This is a genomic window from Neorhizobium tunisiense (genome assembly GCF_039631515.1).
Lineage (GTDB): Bacteria > Pseudomonadota > Alphaproteobacteria > Rhizobiales > Rhizobiaceae > Neorhizobium.
This window is the reverse complement of record NZ_JBDIUU010000001.1, coordinates 658250-676252: the sequence shown is the minus strand read 5'-3', so window position 1 is coordinate 676252 and position 18003 is coordinate 658250. Positions and strand designations below refer to the sequence as shown.

Sequence of the window (18003 nt, the reverse complement as noted above, 5' to 3'; positions counted from 1 at the left end):
GGGCGAGGACGATTATGGGAGATGAATATGAGAGCCGGCCGCGTTTGGGAGGATAGGCCTAAACAATCATGTAAAATATTTTGGACACAATTGTCCAATCCGTCAAGCCCCGTTATAGTGATGTCATGAAAAATTCGTCTGCCGAACTTCCGCGCGATTACGACACCTGGCCGCCGGCGCGGAACAAGCGCCAGGCGATCCTCAACGCTGCGGCCGATGTTTTTGCCCAGGAAGGCTTTGGCGGCGCCAGCATCGACGCGATCGCGGCAAGGGCAGGGGTGTCGCGCCAGACCATCTACAATCAGCTGGGCGACAAGGATAATCTTTTCAAGGTCGTGGTCGCCGAAATCACCGACCGCTCCAGCGCCGGTTTCTTTCGCGTGCTCGATACTTTCCCCGTGGCACCGCAGGATATCGAGACGGAACTGACGCATTTCTCGGCCCAGCTCCTGCGCAAGGCGATCTGCGACCCGAACGGCCGCTGGCTGCGCAAGGTGGTCGAAACGGAGGGCGCCCGCTTCCCTGAGCTTTTCGAAACCTGGAAGGAATACGGGCCGGGCAAGAAATATCCGGCGATTGCGGCACGTCTGGCGCAACTCGCCCATGGCGGTTATCTCGAGATCGACGATCCGACGCTCGCCGCCCGCCAGTATATGGCGCTTCTGGCGGCCGACCTTCGCTACGACCAGCAGATGGGCCGCCAGACGCCGGAATCGGAAATCGACCAGATGGCTGCGAACGCCACCCGCACTTTTTTGCGCGCCTTTGCCCCGAGGCGCTGAGCTTTACGTCAGCGCAAGGGGCTTTATTCGCATGCGTTGACGCTGTGTCACGCACGCTGACGCTGAGTCAGTTGTTGAACTGCTCGGCGAGAATCCGGTCGGACCAGGAATGGTTGGGATCGGACAGGATGCGGGCGGTGATTTCAGTCGATTGCGCTACCCGCACCTTCAGCACCGACTTCACCTCGGTATTGTCGGCAACCGCATTGACCGGCCGCTTTTCCGGTTCGAGGATGTGGATATCGACGCAGACGTGGTTCGGCAGCAGCGCGCCGCGCCAGCGCCGCGGACGGAAGGCCGAGACCGGCGTCATGGCGAGCAGCGGCGCTTCCAGCGGCAGGATCGGCCCGTGTGCCGACAAATTGTAGGCGGTCGAACCGGCGGGCGTCGCGATCATCAGCCCGTCGCAGATCAGCTCTTCCAGCCGCACATGGCCGTCGATCTCGACCCTGAGCTTTGCCGCCTGATAGGATTGCCGGAAAAGATAGACCTCGTTGATGGCAAGCGCCACGGATGTCGAGCCATCTTCGTTCACTGTCGTCATCTTGAGCGGATGAAATTCGTTCTCGACCGATTCGGCCACCCGTTCGTGGAGTTTCTCGGCGCGATAGTCGTTCAGCAGGAAGCCGACCGAGCCGCAATTCATCCCATAGACTCGTTTGCCCGTATGGATCGTGTCGTGCAGTGTCTGCAGCATGAAACCGTCGCCGCCGAGCGCGACGATGACGTCGGCATCCGCGGTCGGCACGTTGCCATAAAGCCGCACAAGCTCTTCCAGCGCCGATTGTGCTTCAGGGGCGGTGGAGGCGATGATGGAGAGCTTGTTCGTCTGGAACGACATGAACACGGGCCTTTAAGGGTGCCGCCGCCCGATGGGGCGCGCAAGGGAGGCTGTAACCAGGTGAGCTAACACGATCCTGTGACAGGAGCATGCCGGCGCGACGGCATTAAGTACAGGAAAAACAGGCTTTTGGACAAGCGCCTTGCGCCATCGCCGGTGAGTGAAACAACGCAGCTCGAATGAACGGTATCTCATGTTGCAGCGATTTTCTCTTTACAGGAGGGGAAAATCTGGTAACTCCCCAGTCGAAAGTGCCCTTGTAGCTCAGTTGGTAGAGCACCTGATTTGTAATCAGGGGGTCCCGGGTTCGAACCCTGGCGGGGGCACCATTTCTTTCCTGGCATTAGTGTCAATTTCTCCTCATCGAGGTCGCGGTAGCGTCTGCGGCGGACCTGCCGATGCCTGCGGCAGCGCCGGCTTTTGCCTCGCCATTGCCCGCAGACCTGAGAGGTCTGTGCAGAATATCGGAAACCTTATGCGGTCGGCGGGGTTAGGCAGCCGTAGGGCATGTTTGGAAAGTCCCACGAGAGGAAACCCAATGTTTGTAAAGATACTCACCGTTGGCGCACTGTCGCTCGGTCTCGCCACTGCCGCGGTCGCCCAGTCGGGCTCGGGAACCGGATCAGGATCCGGCAGCGTTTCGGGCTCAGGTTCTGCGGGAACCAGCGGAGCCGTTCCGGGTTCGGGCGCCAGCGGTTCCGGCACGCTCAACGGCAATACCACGACTCCGCTGAATGGCGCCGGGTCAGGCGCGCTTGATTCCAATACGACCGGTAGCACGACCGGCGATTCCGGCGGTTCGAAATGCCCGCCCGGCAATCTGTCGCAGGGTTCCGGCTCCGCCACGACCAACAACCTGCCGCAGGGCACCGGCTCCGCGACCCCGAATGCGGATGGAACTCTCGCGCCCGGGCAGGCACAAAACTGCTGATCGAGAACCATGTGCGGCAAGTGGAAGGCCTTCTTCTGCTTGCCGCATGCCGCTTCAGTTCCTGAAAACCGTGCAGGGCACGGCATGTGCCCTGATCTTCGAACACAAGTCGGTCGCCTCGGCTCTGGTGGCGCGGCCGATCCGCGCCGCATAGCGTGGGCGATAGCCGAAATTGCCGCGTTTCTGCCGCACGACGAGCGCCCGTTCCGAGTTGAGCGGCGCCGGCAGCCGACCGATCGTCTTCACAAACAGCTGGCTGGCGATGTTCGAATTATAGTGCGCGGAAAGCTGCACGCCCCACGGCGCCCAATCCGCCGAGGCGATCAGGACGGTCTCGTTGAGGCGCCTCGTCGCTGCGAGCTGTACGCATCCGTCGATGAAGTTCTTTTGCGGGGTGAGGGCCTGAGCCGCGGTCTTCGGCGGATTATCCCTCCATGTCTCTGCCGAGTGACCGGTAATCGCAAACACGTAGTCGCGCGTCTCGATCGGCAGCCGGCCGACCTTCAGGAATGTTTCCAGCCCGGCTTCGCCGGCGTTATAGGCCGCAGCGGCCAGGCCGAGATTGCCGAAACGGTCGCGCAGGTCCCTGAGATAGAGCGAGGACGCGGCAAGGGCTTCTATGGCATCGAAGCTGTTTTGCAGGCCGCGGATCTTCGCGGTCGCCGGCATGAACTGCGCGATGCCTTCGGCGCCTTTCGGGCTCACCGCGTTCGGCCGAAACAGGCTCTCCCGCCAGATCAGGCGCGCGAAGAATTCCGGCGGCAGCCCGTTCATGACCGCCAGCCGCTCCATGACGTGGCAGAGATCCTCGTTGTAGGCGTGGGGGCGAATGCACAATCGGCCGACCTCATCCGACGCCGCACGCTCGTATCGGCATTCGGGGGCGGCCGTCTCTTCCGCAGCATGGATGCTCCCGCCAAAGGGAGCGACGGCCAAAGACAAGCCCAAACCTGTTTGGCCCAAACCTGTTTGCATGAGACGGCGAAACATCATCGACATGCAATATGCCCAATCACGTCCCGGCTTGAAAGCCTTCGGCGGCAGGAACAGGCGACCGGAATGCCTATCGCCTGGATTGCTCCAGAAGAGATTGGCAGGACTGGTCCAACGCGACGAAATCGGCTTCCGCCATCGATTGGGTCTTTTCCAGCATCTGCTGCGTCTGTCTCTCGAAAAGCGCCGTCGCTTTGTCGCGCGGATAGTGATTGTCCTGCAGGATCATCAGCGCCGCATGCATATGCTCTTCGTCGCGGGAAACGCTGCCCTCGGCCGTGTCGCTCTTGCCGAACTCCTTGGCCATGATCTTGCGCATCGAATAGAAGGCCGAACACGATATGTGTTGTTCGGCAGAGCGTATCGGCTGGGTCTGGGCCAGCGCCGACGGCGATGCGGTCAGCACCGCGGCCGTGGCCCAGACGATTTTCGCTTGCGTGGTCATGCGACACAATCCCTGGGCTGAGCCCGAGGTTCCCGCCGGCCCGCCGTCTTGGCGACTATTCTAGCGCAGTTTTCCGACGCCGGAATAGGCAAAGCCGTGCGCTTCGACTTCCCGGGCGCGATAGACGTTGCGCAGATCGACGAGGACGGGGCTCTTCATGACGGACTTCAACCGCTCGAGATCGAGTGCGCGAAATTCGTTCCATTCGGTGACCAGAACCGCGACATCCGCTCCCTCCGCTGCCTGGTAGGGACCGCTCGCGAATTCGATATCCATCATCTGCCTGGCGTTTTCCATGCCTTCCGGATCATAGCCGGAGACGATCGCGCCCGCATCCTGCAGCGTCTGGACGACGGCGATGGCGGGGCTGTCGCGCATGTCGTCGGTGTTCGGCTTGAAGGTCAGCCCGAAGACAGCGACCTTCTTGCCGCGCACGTCGCCGCCGGCGGCCGCGATCACCTTGCGGCCCATGGCGCGCTTGCGGGTGTCGTTGACGGCGATGGTGGTTTCGATCAGGCGGACAGGGCTGTCGTAGTCCTGGGCGGTCTTTGCGAGCGCCAGCGTGTCCTTCGGGAAGCAGGAGCCGCCATACCCGGGGCCGGCATGCAGGAATTTCGAACCGATGCGGCCGTCGAGGCCGATACCGCGCGAAACGTCCTGAACGTCGGCGCCGACGCGCTCGCAGAGGTCGGCCATCTCGTTTATAAAGGTGATCTTCATCGCCAGGAAGGCGTTCGCGGCATACTTGATCAGTTCGGACGTGCGGCGGCTGGTGAAGAGGAGCGGCGACTGGTTGAGATAGAGCGGACGGTAGACTTCGGTCATCACCCCGCGGGCGCGCTCGTCGGAAAGGCCGACGACGATCCGGTCCGGACGCTTGAAATCCTCGATCGCAGCGCCTTCGCGCAGGAATTCGGGGTTGGAGACGACGGCGAAATCCGCATCCGGATTGGTTTCGCGGATGATCCGCTCCACCTCGTCGCCGGTGCCGACCGGCACGGTCGATTTGGTGACGATGACGGTAAAGCCGGTCAGCGCCTCGGCGATCTCGCGTGCGGCGGCATGGACATAACCGAGATCGGCATGGCCGTCGCCACGGCGCGACGGCGTGCCGACCGCGATGAAGACGACATCGGCATCGGCCACGGCCGGGCCGAGATCCGTGGTGAAGGAAAGGCGACGGGATCTGACGTTCGATTCGACCAGCGCCTCGAGGCCCGGCTCGAAGATCGGGATAACGCCCTTTTTCAGGGCCTCGATCTTTTCGGCCGCCTTGTCGACGCAGATCACGTCATGTCCGAAATCCGCAAAGCAGGCTCCCGACACGAGGCCGACATAACCCGATCCAACCATCACGATACGCATCAATAATCCTCATCCTTGTCCGGCAATCTCACGCGCAGCGGTTTCCTAAGCGCATCCGAAAGGGAATGCAACGCGTCGGCTTGGCTGTCCGCATCAGGCTTGGGCCAGGCGTTACCCCAGCCGGTCGCCCTGACTGGCCAATGTTACCGGGTGACGACAACAGGACGACGGCTACGACTTTGCAGGCCGCGATCCCCAGGCGATGAAATCCGGGTTGGCGAAATCCAGCATGTCTGCGCGGCCGGTCTTGCCATAGGTAAGCGGCGCCCCGTCGAGCGTGACCGTGCTGCCGCCCGCAGCGCGCAATACGGCATCTCCGGCGGCCGTGTCCCATTCCATGGTCCGGCCGAAGCGGGGATAGAGATCGGCGACACCCTCCGCCAGCAGGCAGAATTTCAGCGAGGAGCCGATCGAGCGGATGTCGGCAGCCCCGGCCTTTTCGAGAAAGGCCTCGGTCTCCGCGGAATTGTGGGAGCGGCTCGCAACGCAGATCGGCCGGCTCCCGACCGGCCTTGCGACGATCGGTTCCCGGCTCGTCACCGCGAAATCGTCGTCGACGACGAGTTTTTCCGCCTGTCCCCCGCCGCCGAGATAGGCGACCTTGAGGGCGGGGGCATAAACGGCGCCGAGGATCGGCGCGCCGTTCTCGATCAGTGCGATGTTGACCGTGAAATCCTCGCGGTTGTTGATGAACTCCTTGGTGCCGTCGAGCGGATCGACAAGGATGAAAGCCCCCCCTTCGATCGACGGGATACGCCCCATCGCCACCGATTCTTCCGCGATGACCGGAATCTCCGGAAAGGCTCGGGCGAGTTCGGCGAGGATGATCTCTTCAGCCCGCTCGTCCGCCTCGGTGACCGGGGACCGATCGGCCTTGTAGCTGGTGTTCGGCCCGGCCCTGTAGATGTCCAGGATGGCCTTGCCCGCGAGCAGCGCGGCTTTTTCGAATGTAGCGAGCATGAATTCCATGGCGGCTGGTCACGTCGGTTGCGTAGACTTCCCATGACACGTTTGCCCCGCGCTTGGGAGTCTTAAACGGCGCAGGTCAACTCACCTTGGCGAGATGCTGCTGTGTCGCGTAGAGGGCGATGGCGGCGGCGTTCGAAACGTTGAGCGACTTGATGGCGCCCGGCATGTCGAGGCGGGCGAGCGCGTTGACCGTCTCGCGGGTCTTCTGGCGCAGGCCCTTGCCCTCGGAGCCGAGCACCAGGGCGATCCGGCCGCCGGCAAACGTGCCTTCGAGCGGCGCGGGGCCTTCCGAATCGAGCCCGATCGTCTGGAAGCCGAGCCGGTGCAGTTCCTCGATCGCGTCGGCGAGATTGGTAATCTGTATATAAGGTATCAGCTCAAGCGCCCCGGACGCCGATTTGGCGAGCACGCCGGATTCGGTCGGGCTGTGTCTCTGGGTGGTGACGATTGCGCCGGCCCCGAAGGCGACGGCCGAGCGCATGATCGCGCCGACGTTGTGAGGGTCGGTCACCTGGTCGAGAACCAGCAGCAGCGGACTTGCTTTCAAGGCTTCCAGCCGGCGCACGGGCAGGGGGCGTGTTTCCAGCATCACACCCTGGTGGATGGCCTCGGGGCCGAGCACCTTGTCGATATCCTGGGGCGAGACGAATTCGACCGGAAAGGACAGCGTCTCCGGTTCGCCGATATCGAGCCGCGCGAAGGCGTTCTGCGTCACCGACAGCTTGATGAGCTTGCGCTCGGGGTTGTCGAGGGCGGCACGCACCGTGTGCAGGCCATAAAGGAAGACCTGTTCCGGCTGAAGCTGCGGCGGTTTCCAGTCCTTGTTGGATTTCGGCCGCTTCAGCGGTGGCGTCGGAATATCTCCGCGTTCGCGCTTGGCATCGCGCACGGCGCGCCGGAGCGTTGCGTAATGCGTGTCGCGGGTGGATTTGTCTTGTTTGTCGTCCTTGCTCATCAGGCCTTATAGCCATCCTCGCTCTCCGGGCAAAGCCCTCGACGGGGAGGCGGGTCGAAAGAGCGACTGATTTATTTTCGTCATTTTTGCGTCTTCCTCGTGTTGACAGACGAGAACGAGGCGGTCATATACGCGGCGCAGATCGAGGGGCGGCAAGCTTCCAAGATCTGACGAACTTGGTCTCACGATCCGGACGAAAAACTGGAGAGATGCCCGAGTGGTTAAAGGGGACGGACTGTAAATCCGTTGGCTCAGCCTACGTTGGTTCAAATCCAACTCTCTCCACCATTCGTCTCTGATCGGACACCACACCGCGGGTATAGCTCAATGGTAGAGCAGCAGCCTTCCAAGCTGAATACGCGGGTTCGATTCCCGCTACCCGCTCCATAATCTCCATGATTATAAAGACGACGTGCCATTCGGTGCAGCGCTTTCCTGCGTCCCTGCCGAAGCAGGTCGGGTGATCGCGCGGCTTGATGAAGCCCGGAGTTGGAGCCGGTCTGGAACTTGAACCGAGCGCGCGCTCAAGCGGTCGTCTCCGGGGCATTTTCAAGCCGATTTCGCCTGCTCCCCTTGTCCGGACGCGCGTCGTAATTATGTCTTGCGCATTCTAGTGGAAAGCCTTAAACGGCGACACCAAACCCGGTCGCCGGGTCCACCCTTATGTTCACAGGAAGCATTCAATGGCAAAGAGCAAGTTTGAGCGCAACAAGCCGCACGTCAACATTGGCACGATCGGTCACGTTGACCATGGCAAGACGTCGCTGACGGCCGCGATCACGAAGTACTTCGGCGAGTACAAGGCCTATGACCAGATCGACGCGGCTCCTGAAGAAAAGGCCCGCGGCATCACCATTTCGACGGCGCACGTCGAATATGAGACGCCGGCCCGCCACTATGCCCACGTCGACTGCCCCGGCCACGCCGACTATGTGAAGAACATGATCACCGGTGCGGCGCAGATGGACGGCGCGATCCTGGTTTGCTCGGCTGCCGACGGCCCGATGCCGCAGACCCGCGAGCACATCCTGCTCGCCCGTCAGGTCGGCGTTCCGGCAATCGTCGTGTTCCTCAACAAGGTCGACCAGGTCGACGACGCCGAGCTTCTCGAACTCGTCGAGCTGGAAGTGCGCGAACTCCTGTCGTCCTACGACTTCCCGGGCGACGACATTCCGATCATCAAGGGTTCGGCGCTTGCCGCTCTCGAAGATTCGGACAAGAAGATCGGCGAAGATTCGATCCGCGAGCTGATGGCTGCTGTCGACGCCTACATCCCGACGCCTGAGCGTCCGATCAACATGCCGTTCCTGATGCCGATCGAAGACGTGTTCTCGATCTCGGGTCGTGGCACGGTCGTGACCGGCCGCGTCGAGCGCGGCATCGTCAAGGTTGGCGAAGAAGTCGAGATCGTCGGCATCCGTCCGACCTCGAAGACGACGGTGACCGGCGTTGAAATGTTCCGCAAGCTGCTCGATCAGGGCCAGGCCGGCGACAACATCGGTGCTCTCGTTCGCGGCGTGAACCGTGACGGCGTCGAGCGTGGCCAGATTCTCTGCAAGCCGGGTTCGGTCAAGCCGCACAAGAAGTTCATGGCCGAAGCCTACATCCTGACGAAGGAAGAAGGCGGCCGTCATACGCCGTTCTTCACCAACTACCGTCCGCAGTTCTACTTCCGCACGACGGACGTGACGGGCATCGTATCGCTGCCGGAAGGCACGGAAATGGTCATGCCGGGCGACAACGTCACGGTTGCCGTCGAGCTGATCGTTCCGATCGCGATGGAAGAAAAGCTGCGCTTCGCAATCCGCGAAGGCGGCCGCACCGTCGGCGCCGGCATCGTCGCCTCGATCATCGAGTAATCGATAGCGACATCAAATAGCAAAGGCCCTGCCGGCAACGGCGGGGCCTTTCGCTTTTAAGCCCTGACCTTGAGTCAATCGCGCGGCTCACCCTGAGTCAGTCTTGGAAAAAGCTCGCTTCGGTAACGGAAATGCGTTTTGCCGCGGTCCGGCAGGTCGCAGATTGCCGGGCCTCAGGCGATGACAGGTCCGCTTCAGCCAAGCGCTGTCAGACCGAGCGTGCCATTGACGAATTCCGGCGGGGCAGGCGGCAGGCATGCGCCGAACCGACAGGTCGCCGCCCGGTGACTTATAGCGGAGAAAGCGCAAATGCCCGTCGGGGGGGGCAATTCGACGGGTGTAAGCGCGGCGCCATCAACCGCCTCCCGTTGCGAATCGTCCGCCGGCCGATTCCCGGGGAGCCTCTGTCGATCATTCGGAAGCTTCTGCGGAGCGGCGGTCGCAACTTTCTGACGGCTCCCGGCCTTGAAGACCCGTTCCTCCGGCCTGCTCCCGGGCGAAAATAGGCGAAGGCCGCGCCGGAACGGCGCTTCCAGGCGTTCGCTCTGCCGACGCACCTGACGGGTACGGGGGAAAGCTCGGATAGAACGGTCCGGATATCAAAAATGCTCTTGCAAAGCGCAGCGCATCCCCTTAAAGGGAGCGCCTAGCCAGTTGGCGGCGAGCCGGAGTTTCCGGTTTTCGGTTCCGCCAGGGTTGAAGGGGTGTAGCTCAGTTGGTAGAGCGGCGGTCTCCAAAACCGCAGGTCGTCGGTTCAAGCCCGGCCGCCCCTGCCATTTTCAGATGATTGGCGCGAGATTATCCGCAGCGGAATTGTCGGAAAATGGCTGCCGTGCAAAACGGCGAAATTTCATCGAACACTGTTTTCCCTCTTGTGTAAAGGGGAAGGGGTGTTTATGTAGGTCAAAACAGACACGCGGTGCGTGGGGCTGAGCAAGTTCAGCTTTACGCGCCGTAATTGCGTGGGCAATCAATGGCATCCAAGACCAATCCAGTTGCGTTTCTGCGCCAGGTGCGATCCGAAGCGTCGAAAATCCATTGGCCCTCGCGTCGCGAGACCATGATTTCCACGGCCATGGTTCTGGTTATGGTTGTGTTCGCCGCGCTGTTTTTCTTCGCTGCAGACCAGCTCATGGGATGGTTGCTCCGTCTCGTACTGAACGTCAGCGTTTGATTTCTGGAGAATAAAGATGGCGGCGCGTTGGTACATCGTCCACGCATATTCTAATTTTGAGAAGAAGGTGGCTGAGGACATCGAGAACAAGGCTCGCCAGAAGGGGCTTGAGCATCTGTTCGAGAAGATCCTAGTGCCGACGGAGAAGGTGGTTGAGGTGCGTCGCGGCCGCAAGGTCGATTCCGAGCGCAAGTTCTTTCCGGGTTACGTCATGGTCCGGGCCAACCTGACCGATGAAGCCTATCACCTGATCAAGAACACGCCGAAGGTCACCGGCTTTCTCGGCTCCGACAACAAGCCGGTTCCGATCCCGGACTTCGAGGCCGAGCGTATCCTGGGTCAGGTCCAGGAAGGTGTCGAGCGGCCGAAGTCGTCGATCACTTTCGAGATCGGCGAGCAGGTTCGCGTATCGGACGGTCCGTTCGCGTCCTTCAACGGTACCGTTCAGGACGTTGACGAGGAGCGTTCGCGCCTCAAGGTCGAGGTCTCGATCTTCGGCCGTGCGACCCCGGTCGAGCTGGAATACGCTCAGGTCGAAAAGGTCTGATGAGTTTCGAAATGGGGCCTGCTGTTTGTTCAGCGGGCCTCGTGCGGCGTTTGCCGCAAGCGCGTGGGAGGAGCGGTGCCTTAGCCGGGCACTCTGGCCGAACCACGCAACCGCAGCCGCCGGCGAAAGCCGGCATGTCGGGCCGGGAAACCGGTCTCTAATGAGCCGGGTAACCGGTCTCTCGAAAGGCAGAGAGTAATGGCTAAGAAAGTTATGGGCCAGCTCAAGTTGCAGGTAAAGGCAGGGTCGGCCAATCCGTCCCCGCCGATCGGTCCTGCACTTGGTCAGCGCGGCATCAACATCATGGAATTCTGCAAGGCATTCAACGCCGCCACGCAGGAAATGGAAAAGGGCATGCCGATCCCGGTCGTCATCACCTATTTCCAGGACAAGTCCTTCACGTTTGCGATGAAGCAGCCTCCGGTCAGCTATTGGCTGAAGAAGGAAGCGAAGATCACTTCGGGTTCCAAGACCCCGGGCAAGGGCGCCAAGGCTGGCACTCTGACCAAGGCTCAGATCCAGACCATCGCCCAGGCGAAGATGAAGGATCTGAACGCTGCCGATCTCGAAGGCGCAATGGCCATGATCGAGGGCTCCGCCCGCGCCATGGGCCTGGAAGTGGTGGCTTAACATGGCAAAGCTTGCAAAGCGTATTCAGAAGATCCGCGAAGGCGTCGATCCGACCAAGCTGGTTGCCCTGACGGAAGCCATCTCGATGGTCAAGGTTCGTGCCACCGCCAAGTTCGACGAAACCGTCGAAATCTCCATGAACCTCGGCGTCGATCCGCGTCACGCAGACCAGATGGTCCGCGGCGTGGTCAACCTGCCGAATGGCACCGGCCGTGACGTTCGCGTCGCCGTTTTCGCACGTGGCGCCAAGGCTGACGAAGCGAAAGCTGCCGGTGCGGACATCGTTGGCGCCGAAGACCTCGTCGAAATCGTCCAGGGCGGCAAGATCGACTTCGATCGTTGCATCGCCACCCCGGACATGATGCCGCTCGTCGGCCGTCTCGGTAAGGTTCTTGGCCCCCGCGGCATGATGCCGAACCCGAAGGTCGGAACCGTCACCATGGACGTCACGGGCGCCGTCAAGGCTTCCAAGGGCGGTGCTGTCGAGTTCCGCGTCGAGAAGGCTGGCATCATCCATGCCGGTATCGGCAAGGCCTCGTTCGAAGCCAAGGCTCTCGAAGAGAACATCAAGGCTTTTGCCGATGCGGTCATCAAGGCCAAGCCGGCTGGCGCCAAGGGCAACTACGTCAAGCGCGTAGCCATCTCTTCGACCATGGGCCCGGGCGTCAAGATCGACCCGTCGACGGTCACGGCTTAAAGATTTGCCGGAGCTTTCGGGCTCCGGTCGCATGAATTCCCGGTCCTTCGGGACCGGGAATTTCCGGAGAAATCCGGAATTCCTGTCCGAGATTGCAGGTGGTTATACCTTAATCACTTTTGCCTGCATGAGACGGGTAAGACCCGAGATTTTTGAGGTGCTATGCGCCTCCTAAGTTCGGTTCGAGCCTAGTGTGCCTTGTGCCTGGAGCCTTACGGCGACAGAGCGAGGGGACAGGATCCTCAAGCGTCGCTTGGGGTCCTAAACAAGGGATCCCTTGAGGCAAAGGCAACCCGATGGGGCCTGCAGGATTGCGGTCCCGTCAACTGGAGACAGACAGTGGAAAGAGCGGAAAAGCGCGAATTTGTCACGGAGCTGAACGAAGTCTTCAAGGCTTCCGGTTCGGTTGTCGTGGCCCACTATGCTGGTGTCACAGTTGCGCAGATGAACGATTTTCGTTCGAAGATGCGCGCTGCTGGCGGCACCGTCAAAGTCGCGAAGAACCGTCTGGCCAAGATCGCTCTTCAGGGTACGGAGTCGGAAGGGATGTCCAATCTCTTCAAGGGTCAGACGCTGATCGCATTCAGCGAAGACCCGGTAACGGCTCCGAAGGTCGTCATGGATTTCGCCAAGACCAATGACAAGATCATTGTCCTGGGCGGTTCCATGGGTGCAACCACGCTCACTGCGGATGCGGTCAAGTCGCTTGCGACCCTGCCTTCGCTGGACGAGCTTCGCGGCAAGCTGCTGGGCCTCTTGAATGCCCCGGCCACCCGCGTCGCTACGGTTGTTGCAGCACCGGCAAGCCAGCTTGCCCGCGTGTTCGCGGCCTACGCCAAGAAGGACGAGGAAGCCGCTTAAGGCGGTTTTTCGCTGTTCATACCCAAATCAAGTTCGAACCGAATATAAGGAACTATCAAAATGGCTGATCTCGCAAAGATCGTTGAAGACCTCTCTGCTCTGACCGTTCTGGAAGCTGCTGAGCTTTCCAAGCTGCTCGAAGAGAAGTGGGGCGTTTCCGCAGCTGCTCCGGTAGCTGTTGCTGCTGCTGGTGGCGCTGCTGGTGCCGCTGCTCCGGCTGAAGAAGAAAAGACCGAGTTCGACGTCATCCTCGCTGATGCCGGCGCCAACAAGATCAACGTCATCAAGGAAGTCCGCGCCATCACCGGCCTGGGCCTCAAGGAAGCCAAGGATCTCGTTGAAGCCGCTCCGAAGGCTGTCAAGGAAGGCGTCAACAAGGCTGAAGCCGCTGACCTCAAGAAGAAGCTTGAGGACGCCGGCGCCAAGGTCGACGTTAAGTAATATCGGAATGCGGCGGGAGAGGTCTCCTCTCCCGCCGGTTTCCTCCGAACATATTACCCAGGAACCGTCAAAACGGTTCCTGGGTAATGGGTTCTCAAGAGGATGGTCCCGAATCGAACCGAAAAGGCAATCCGGCCTGGCGTGTTCGAGAGGTGGGACGAGATTGAGAATACCCATTGATCGACGGGATCGACTGGCCAGCGAACCCCGTCCGTTGCAGGCCCGGATGCAAGTTTGAAGGAGCGACGATGGCTCAGACCCTTTCCTTTAATGGTCGCAGGCGCGTACGCAAGTTTTTTGGAAAAATCCCCGAAGTCACAGAGATGCCGAACCTCATCGAGGTTCAGAAGGCATCTTATGACCAGTTCCTGATGGTTGAAGAGCCGAAAGGCGGTCGTCCGGACGAAGGTCTGAACGCTGTCTTCCGGTCGGTCTTCCCGATCACCGATTTTTCCGGTGCCTCCATGCTCGAATTCGTGTCCTACGAATTCGAACTGCCGAAGTTCGACGTGGAAGAATGCCGTCAGCGCGATCTGACCTATGCAGCGCCGCTGAAGGTGACGCTGCGCCTCATCGTGTTCGATATCGACGAGGATACGGGCGCGAAGTCGATCAAGGACATCAAGGAACAGTCGGTCTACATGGGCGACATGCCGCTCATGACCGACAACGGTACGTTCATCGTGAACGGCACCGAGCGCGTGATCGTCTCCCAGATGCACCGTTCGCCGGGCGTCTTCTTCGACCACGACAAGGGCAAGAGCCACTCTTCCGGCAAGCTGCTCTTCGCAGCCCGCGTCATTCCGTATCGCGGTTCCTGGCTCGACATCGAGTTCGATGCCAAGGATATCGTCTACGCCCGTATCGACCGCCGTCGCAAGATTCCCGTGACCTCGCTGCTGATGGCGCTCGGCATGGACGGCGAAGAAATTCTGTCGACCTTCTATACGAAGTCGTCCTACCAGCGTGACGGCGACGGCTGGCGGATTCCGTTCCAGCCGGAAACCCTGAAGGGTGCCAAGACCCTTTCCGACATGATCGACGCCGATACCGGCGAAGTGGTCGTCGAGTCCGGCAAGAAGCTCACGCCGCGCATTCTCCGTCAGCTGACGGACAAGGGCCTGAAGGCCTTGAAGGCGACCAACGACGACCTCTACGGCAACTATCTGGCCGAAGATATCGTCAACTTCCAGACCGGTGAGATCTATCTGGAAGCCGGCGACGAGATCGACGAAAAGACCCTGCCGATCATCCTCAATGCAGGTTTCGACGAGATTCCGGTTCTCGGCATCGACCATATCAATGTCGGCGCCTATATCCGCAACACGCTTGCCGCCGACAAGAACGAGAACCGTCAGGACGCTCTGTTCGACATCTACCGCGTCATGCGCCCGGGCGAACCGCCGACGATGGAATCGGCCGAAGCGATGTTCAACTCGCTGTTCTTCGATGCGGAGCGTTACGACCTCTCCGCCGTCGGCCGCGTCAAGATGAACATGCGTCTCGACCTCGAAGTCGCCGACACCGTCCGCACGCTCCGCAAGGACGACATCCTGGCCGTGGTCCGGATGCTGGTCGAACTGCGCGACGGCAAGGGCGAGATCGACGACATCGACAACCTCGGCAACCGCCGCGTCCGTTCTGTCGGCGAACTGATGGAAAATCAGTATCGCCTCGGCCTGCTACGCATGGAGCGCGCCATCAAGGAACGCATGTCGTCGATCGAAATCGACACCGTCATGCCGCAGGATCTGATCAACGCGAAGCCGGCTGCTGCCGCGGTTCGTGAATTCTTCGGCTCCTCGCAGCTGTCGCAGTTCATGGACCAGGTGAACCCGCTTTCGGAAATCACCCACAAGCGCCGTCTTTCGGCGCTTGGCCCGGGTGGTCTGACCCGTGAGCGCGCCGGCTTCGAAGTCCGCGACGTTCACCCGACCCATTACGGCCGTATCTGCCCGATCGAAACGCCGGAAGGCCCGAACATCGGTCTGATCAACTCGCTTGCGACGTTTGCCCGCGTCAACAAGTACGGTTTCATCGAGAGCCCGTACCGCAAGATCATCGACGGCGTCGTGACCAAGGAAGTGCTTTACCTCTCCGCCATGGAAGAGGCCAAGTACTACGTTGCCCAGGCCAATTCGGAGCTGACGCCGGAAGGTGCCTTCGTCGAAGAATTCGTCGTCTGCCGTCATGCCGGCGAAGTCATGCTGTCCCCGCGCGACACCATCAACCTGATGGACGTCTCGCCGAAGCAGCTTGTCTCGGTTGCGGCCGCTCTGATCCCGTTCCTGGAAAACGACGACGCCAACCGCGCTCTGATGGGCTCGAACATGCAGCGTCAGGCCGTGCCGCTGGTACGCGCTGAAGCTCCGTTCGTCGGTACCGGCATGGAACCGGTCGTCGCCCGCGACTCCGGCGCCGCCATCGCTGCCCGTCGTGGCGGCGTGGTCGACCAGGTCGACGCGACCCGTATCGTTATCCGCGCCACCGAAGACCTCGATCCGTCGAAGTCTGGCGTCGATATCTATCGCCTGATGAAGTTCCAGCGTTCGAACCAGAACACCTGCGTCAACCAGCGTCCGCTGGTTTCCGTCGGTGACATCCTCAACAAGGGCGACATCATCGCCGACGGCCCGTCCACGGACCTCGGTGACCTGGCGCTCGGCCGCAACGCGCTCGTCGCGTTCATGCCCTGGAACGGCTACAACTACGAAGACTCGATCCTGCTCTCCGAGCGTATCGTTGCCGACGACGTGTTCACGTCCATCCACATCGAGGAATTCGAGGTGATGGCGCGCGACACCAAGCTTGGTCCGGAAGAAATCACGCGCGACATTCCGAACGTGTCGGAAGAAGCGCTGAAGAACCTCGACGAAGCCGGCATCGTCTACATCGGCGCCGAAGTCCAGCCGGGCGACATCCTGGTCGGCAAGATCACCCCGAAGGGCGAAAGCCCGATGACGCCGGAAGAAAAGCTTCTGCGCGCCATCTTCGGTGAAAAGGCGTCCGACGTCCGCGACACTTCCATGCGCATGCCTCCGGGGACCTTCGGCACCATCGTCGAAGTTCGCGTCTTCAACCGCCACGGCGTGGAGAAGGACGAACGCGCCATGGCGATCGAGCGTGAGGAAATCGAACGCCTCGCCAAGGACCGCGACGACGAACAGGCCATCCTCGACCGTAACGTCTACGGCCGTCTGATGGACATGCTGCGCGGCCAGATGTCGGTTGCCGGTCCGAAGGGCTTCAAGAAGGGCGTCGAGCTCTCCAATGCCGTCGTCTCCGAATACCCCCGCTCGCAGTGGTGGATGTTCGCAGTCGAGGACGAAAAGGTGCAGGGCGAGATCGAAGCGCTCCGCGGCCAGTACGACGAATCCAAGTCGCGCCTTGAACAGCGCTTCATGGACAAGGTCGAAAAGGTGCAGCGCGGCGACGAAATGCCTCCGGGCGTCATGAAGATGGTCAAGGTCTTCGTCGCTGTGAAGCGCAAGATCCAGCCGGGCGACAAGATGGCCGGCCGTCACGGCAACAAGGGCGTCGTGTCGCGCATCGTACCGGTCGAGGACATGCCGTTCCTCGAAGACGGCACGCATGTCGATATCGTTCTGAACCCGCTCGGCGTGCCTTCGCGCATGAACGTCGGCCAGATCCTCGAGACGCACCTGGCCTGGGCTTGCGCCGGCATGGGCAAGCGCATCGGTGCGTTGCTTGAAGAGTACCGGAAGTCGAACGACATCACGGACTTGAAGAAAGAGCTGACCGAAGCCTACGAGAGTGAGGCAAACGCTGAAGTTGCCAGCTTCGACGACGAGTCCCTCGTTCGTCTGGCCGAGCAGTCCAAGCGTGGTCTGTCGATCGCAACGCCGGTCTTCGACGGCGCGCATGAGCCGGACGTCGCAGCGATGCTGACCAGGGCAGGCCTCAACCCGTCCGGTCAGTCCGTCCTCTACGACGGTCGTACCGGCGAACAGTTCGACCGCAAGGTGACTGTCGGCTACATGTACATGATCAAGCTGAACCACCTCGTGGACGACAAGATCCACGCGCGTTCGATCGGTCCGTACTCGCTGGTCACCCAGCAGCCGCTCGGTGGCAAGGCGCAGTTCGGCGGCCAGCGCTTCGGCGAAATGGAAGTCTGGGCGCTCGAAGCCTACGGCGCCGCCTACACGCTGCAGGAAATGCTGACCGTGAAGTCGGACGACGTGGCAGGTCGTACCAAGGTCTACGAAGCGATCGTGCGCGGCGACGACACGTTCGAGGCAGGCATTCCGGAGAGCTTCAACGTTCTCGTCAAGGAAATGCGCTCTCTCGGCCTGTCCGTCGAGCTCGAGAACTCGAAGATCGACGACGCGAACGCCGGCCAGCTGCCCGACGCAGCCGAATGATCATAACAAGGCGCGCGCCGATTGAAGGCGCGCGCTGCTCCCTCCGCCGGTATCCGCCGGCAGGATAGGGAAACTTTCGCCGCATTTCGCGGCTAATACCGTTTTAAAGCATCGGACGGTCCGTCCCG

Annotated in this window: 16 protein-coding genes and 4 tRNA genes; 14 read left to right on the top strand and 6 right to left on the bottom strand. The window is 61.1% G+C overall.

The features are described 5' to 3' along the window. Window positions 1-125: 125 nt before the first annotated feature. The gene (locus ABCW43_RS03565) at window positions 126-782 is read left to right on the top strand and encodes a TetR/AcrR family transcriptional regulator (protein ID WP_345922128.1); all 657 of its coding nucleotides are present in this window, start codon (window positions 126-128) and stop codon (window positions 780-782) included. A 67-nt stretch (window positions 783-849) separates the two neighbouring features. Here the strand turns inward: ABCW43_RS03565 and ABCW43_RS03560 are convergent, their stop codons facing one another. Further along, window positions 850-1629 carry an NAD kinase gene (locus tag ABCW43_RS03560; protein WP_345922127.1) on the bottom strand — a complete coding sequence of 260 codons (780 nt, stop codon included), beginning with the start codon at window positions 1627-1629 and terminating at the stop codon, window positions 850-852. A gap of 247 nt (window positions 1630-1876) precedes the next feature. Here ABCW43_RS03560 and ABCW43_RS03555 point away from each other — a divergent pair. Beyond that, a tRNA-Thr gene (locus ABCW43_RS03555) sits at window positions 1877-1952 on the top strand. Window positions 1953-2161: 209 nt separating this feature from the next. Continuing rightward, window positions 2162-2554 (top strand): hypothetical protein, encoded by a 393-nt coding sequence (locus tag ABCW43_RS03550; protein WP_345922126.1) that lies wholly within the window; start codon window positions 2162-2164, stop codon window positions 2552-2554. 54 nt (window positions 2555-2608) lie between these two features. Here the strand turns inward: ABCW43_RS03550 and ABCW43_RS03545 are convergent, their stop codons facing one another. The 5 genes from ABCW43_RS03545 to rlmB form a co-directional block, all read right to left on the bottom strand. Continuing rightward, window positions 2609-3502 (bottom strand): transglycosylase SLT domain-containing protein, encoded by an 894-nt coding sequence (locus ABCW43_RS03545; RefSeq protein ID WP_445738888.1) that lies wholly within the window; start codon window positions 3500-3502, stop codon window positions 2609-2611. Window positions 3503-3617: 115 nt separating this feature from the next. Then, window positions 3618-3992, bottom strand: coding sequence for a hypothetical protein (locus ABCW43_RS03540; protein WP_345922125.1), 375 nt, complete (start codon window positions 3990-3992; stop codon window positions 3618-3620). Window positions 3993-4052: 60 nt separating this feature from the next. Next, on the bottom strand, window positions 4053-5357 hold the full coding sequence (locus ABCW43_RS03535) for a UDP-glucose dehydrogenase family protein (protein WP_345922124.1): 1305 nt from the start codon (window positions 5355-5357) through the stop codon (window positions 4053-4055). Between the two features lie 171 nt (window positions 5358-5528). Then, entirely contained in the window at window positions 5529-6317 is a 789-nt protein-coding gene (cysQ, locus tag ABCW43_RS03530) for a 3'(2'),5'-bisphosphate nucleotidase CysQ (protein WP_345922123.1), read from the bottom strand. A gap of 85 nt (window positions 6318-6402) precedes the next feature. Then, window positions 6403-7281, bottom strand: coding sequence for a 23S rRNA (guanosine(2251)-2'-O)-methyltransferase RlmB (gene rlmB / locus ABCW43_RS03525; protein ID WP_345922122.1), 879 nt, complete (start codon window positions 7279-7281; stop codon window positions 6403-6405). A 203-nt stretch (window positions 7282-7484) separates the two neighbouring features. On the opposite strand from rlmB, the gene ABCW43_RS03520 reads away from it, so the two are divergent. The 11 genes from ABCW43_RS03520 (at window position 7485) to rpoB (ending at window position 17875) form a co-directional block, all read left to right on the top strand. Next, window positions 7485-7569 (top strand) — tRNA-Tyr (locus tag ABCW43_RS03520). Window positions 7570-7594: 25 nt separating this feature from the next. Further along, window positions 7595-7668, top strand: a tRNA-Gly gene (locus ABCW43_RS03515). Between the two features lie 296 nt (window positions 7669-7964). Continuing rightward, window positions 7965-9140, top strand: a complete 1176-nt coding sequence (gene tuf, locus ABCW43_RS03510) for an elongation factor Tu (protein WP_037088622.1) — start codon at window positions 7965-7967, stop codon at window positions 9138-9140. Between the two features lie 700 nt (window positions 9141-9840). After that, window positions 9841-9916, top strand: a tRNA-Trp gene (locus ABCW43_RS03505). 197 nt (window positions 9917-10113) lie between these two features. Next, window positions 10114-10314 carry a preprotein translocase subunit SecE gene (gene secE, locus ABCW43_RS03500; protein ID WP_345922121.1) on the top strand — a complete coding sequence of 67 codons (201 nt, stop codon included), beginning with the start codon at window positions 10114-10116 and terminating at the stop codon, window positions 10312-10314. 16 nt (window positions 10315-10330) lie between these two features. Beyond that, on the top strand, window positions 10331-10861 hold the full coding sequence (gene nusG, locus ABCW43_RS03495) for a transcription termination/antitermination protein NusG (protein ID WP_007770615.1): 531 nt from the start codon (window positions 10331-10333) through the stop codon (window positions 10859-10861). 198 nt (window positions 10862-11059) lie between these two features. Then, on the top strand, window positions 11060-11491 hold the full coding sequence (rplK, locus tag ABCW43_RS03490) for a 50S ribosomal protein L11 (RefSeq protein ID WP_046635350.1): 432 nt from the start codon (window positions 11060-11062) through the stop codon (window positions 11489-11491). A 1-nt stretch (window position 11492) separates the two neighbouring features. Further along, entirely contained in the window at window positions 11493-12188 is a 696-nt protein-coding gene (rplA, locus tag ABCW43_RS03485; protein WP_007770611.1) for a 50S ribosomal protein L1, read from the top strand. Window positions 12189-12527: 339 nt separating this feature from the next. After that, window positions 12528-13049: a 50S ribosomal protein L10 gene (rplJ, locus tag ABCW43_RS03480; protein WP_037088453.1), complete on the top strand. Its 522-nt coding sequence runs from the start codon at window positions 12528-12530 to the stop codon at window positions 13047-13049. A gap of 60 nt (window positions 13050-13109) precedes the next feature. Continuing rightward, window positions 13110-13490, top strand: a complete 381-nt coding sequence (gene rplL, locus ABCW43_RS03475) for a 50S ribosomal protein L7/L12 (protein ID WP_210011564.1) — start codon at window positions 13110-13112, stop codon at window positions 13488-13490. 248 nt (window positions 13491-13738) lie between these two features. Beyond that, window positions 13739-17875, top strand: a complete 4137-nt coding sequence (gene rpoB / locus ABCW43_RS03470; protein ID WP_345922120.1) for a DNA-directed RNA polymerase subunit beta — start codon at window positions 13739-13741, stop codon at window positions 17873-17875. The last annotated feature ends 128 nt before the right edge of the window (window positions 17876-18003 follow it).

What these genes read in the sequence shown, in the direction of transcription:
- ABCW43_RS03565 (WP_345922128.1), top strand. Translation starts at nt 126, where the DNA reads ATGAAAAATTCGTCTGCCGAACTTCCGCGCGATTACGACACCTGGCCG.
- ABCW43_RS03550 (WP_345922126.1), top strand. Translation starts at nt 2,162, where the DNA reads ATGTTTGTAAAGATACTCACCGTTGGCGCACTGTCGCTCGGTCTCGCC.
- ABCW43_RS03540 (WP_345922125.1), bottom strand. Translation starts at nt 3,992, where the DNA reads ATGACCACGCAAGCGAAAATCGTCTGGGCCACGGCCGCGGTGCTGACC.
- ABCW43_RS03535 (WP_345922124.1), bottom strand. Translation starts at nt 5,357, where the DNA reads ATGCGTATCGTGATGGTTGGATCGGGTTATGTCGGCCTCGTGTCGGGA.
- cysQ (WP_345922123.1), bottom strand. Translation starts at nt 6,317, where the DNA reads ATGCTCGCTACATTCGAAAAAGCCGCGCTGCTCGCGGGCAAGGCCATC.
- rlmB (WP_345922122.1), bottom strand. Translation starts at nt 7,281, where the DNA reads ATGAGCAAGGACGACAAACAAGACAAATCCACCCGCGACACGCATTAC.
- tuf (WP_037088622.1), top strand. Translation starts at nt 7,965, where the DNA reads ATGGCAAAGAGCAAGTTTGAGCGCAACAAGCCGCACGTCAACATTGGC.
- secE (WP_345922121.1), top strand. Translation starts at nt 10,114, where the DNA reads ATGGCATCCAAGACCAATCCAGTTGCGTTTCTGCGCCAGGTGCGATCC.
- nusG (WP_007770615.1), top strand. Translation starts at nt 10,331, where the DNA reads ATGGCGGCGCGTTGGTACATCGTCCACGCATATTCTAATTTTGAGAAG.
- rplK (WP_046635350.1), top strand. Translation starts at nt 11,060, where the DNA reads ATGGCTAAGAAAGTTATGGGCCAGCTCAAGTTGCAGGTAAAGGCAGGG.
- rplA (WP_007770611.1), top strand. Translation starts at nt 11,493, where the DNA reads ATGGCAAAGCTTGCAAAGCGTATTCAGAAGATCCGCGAAGGCGTCGAT.
- rplL (WP_210011564.1), top strand. Translation starts at nt 13,110, where the DNA reads ATGGCTGATCTCGCAAAGATCGTTGAAGACCTCTCTGCTCTGACCGTT.
- rpoB (WP_345922120.1), top strand. Translation starts at nt 13,739, where the DNA reads ATGGCTCAGACCCTTTCCTTTAATGGTCGCAGGCGCGTACGCAAGTTT.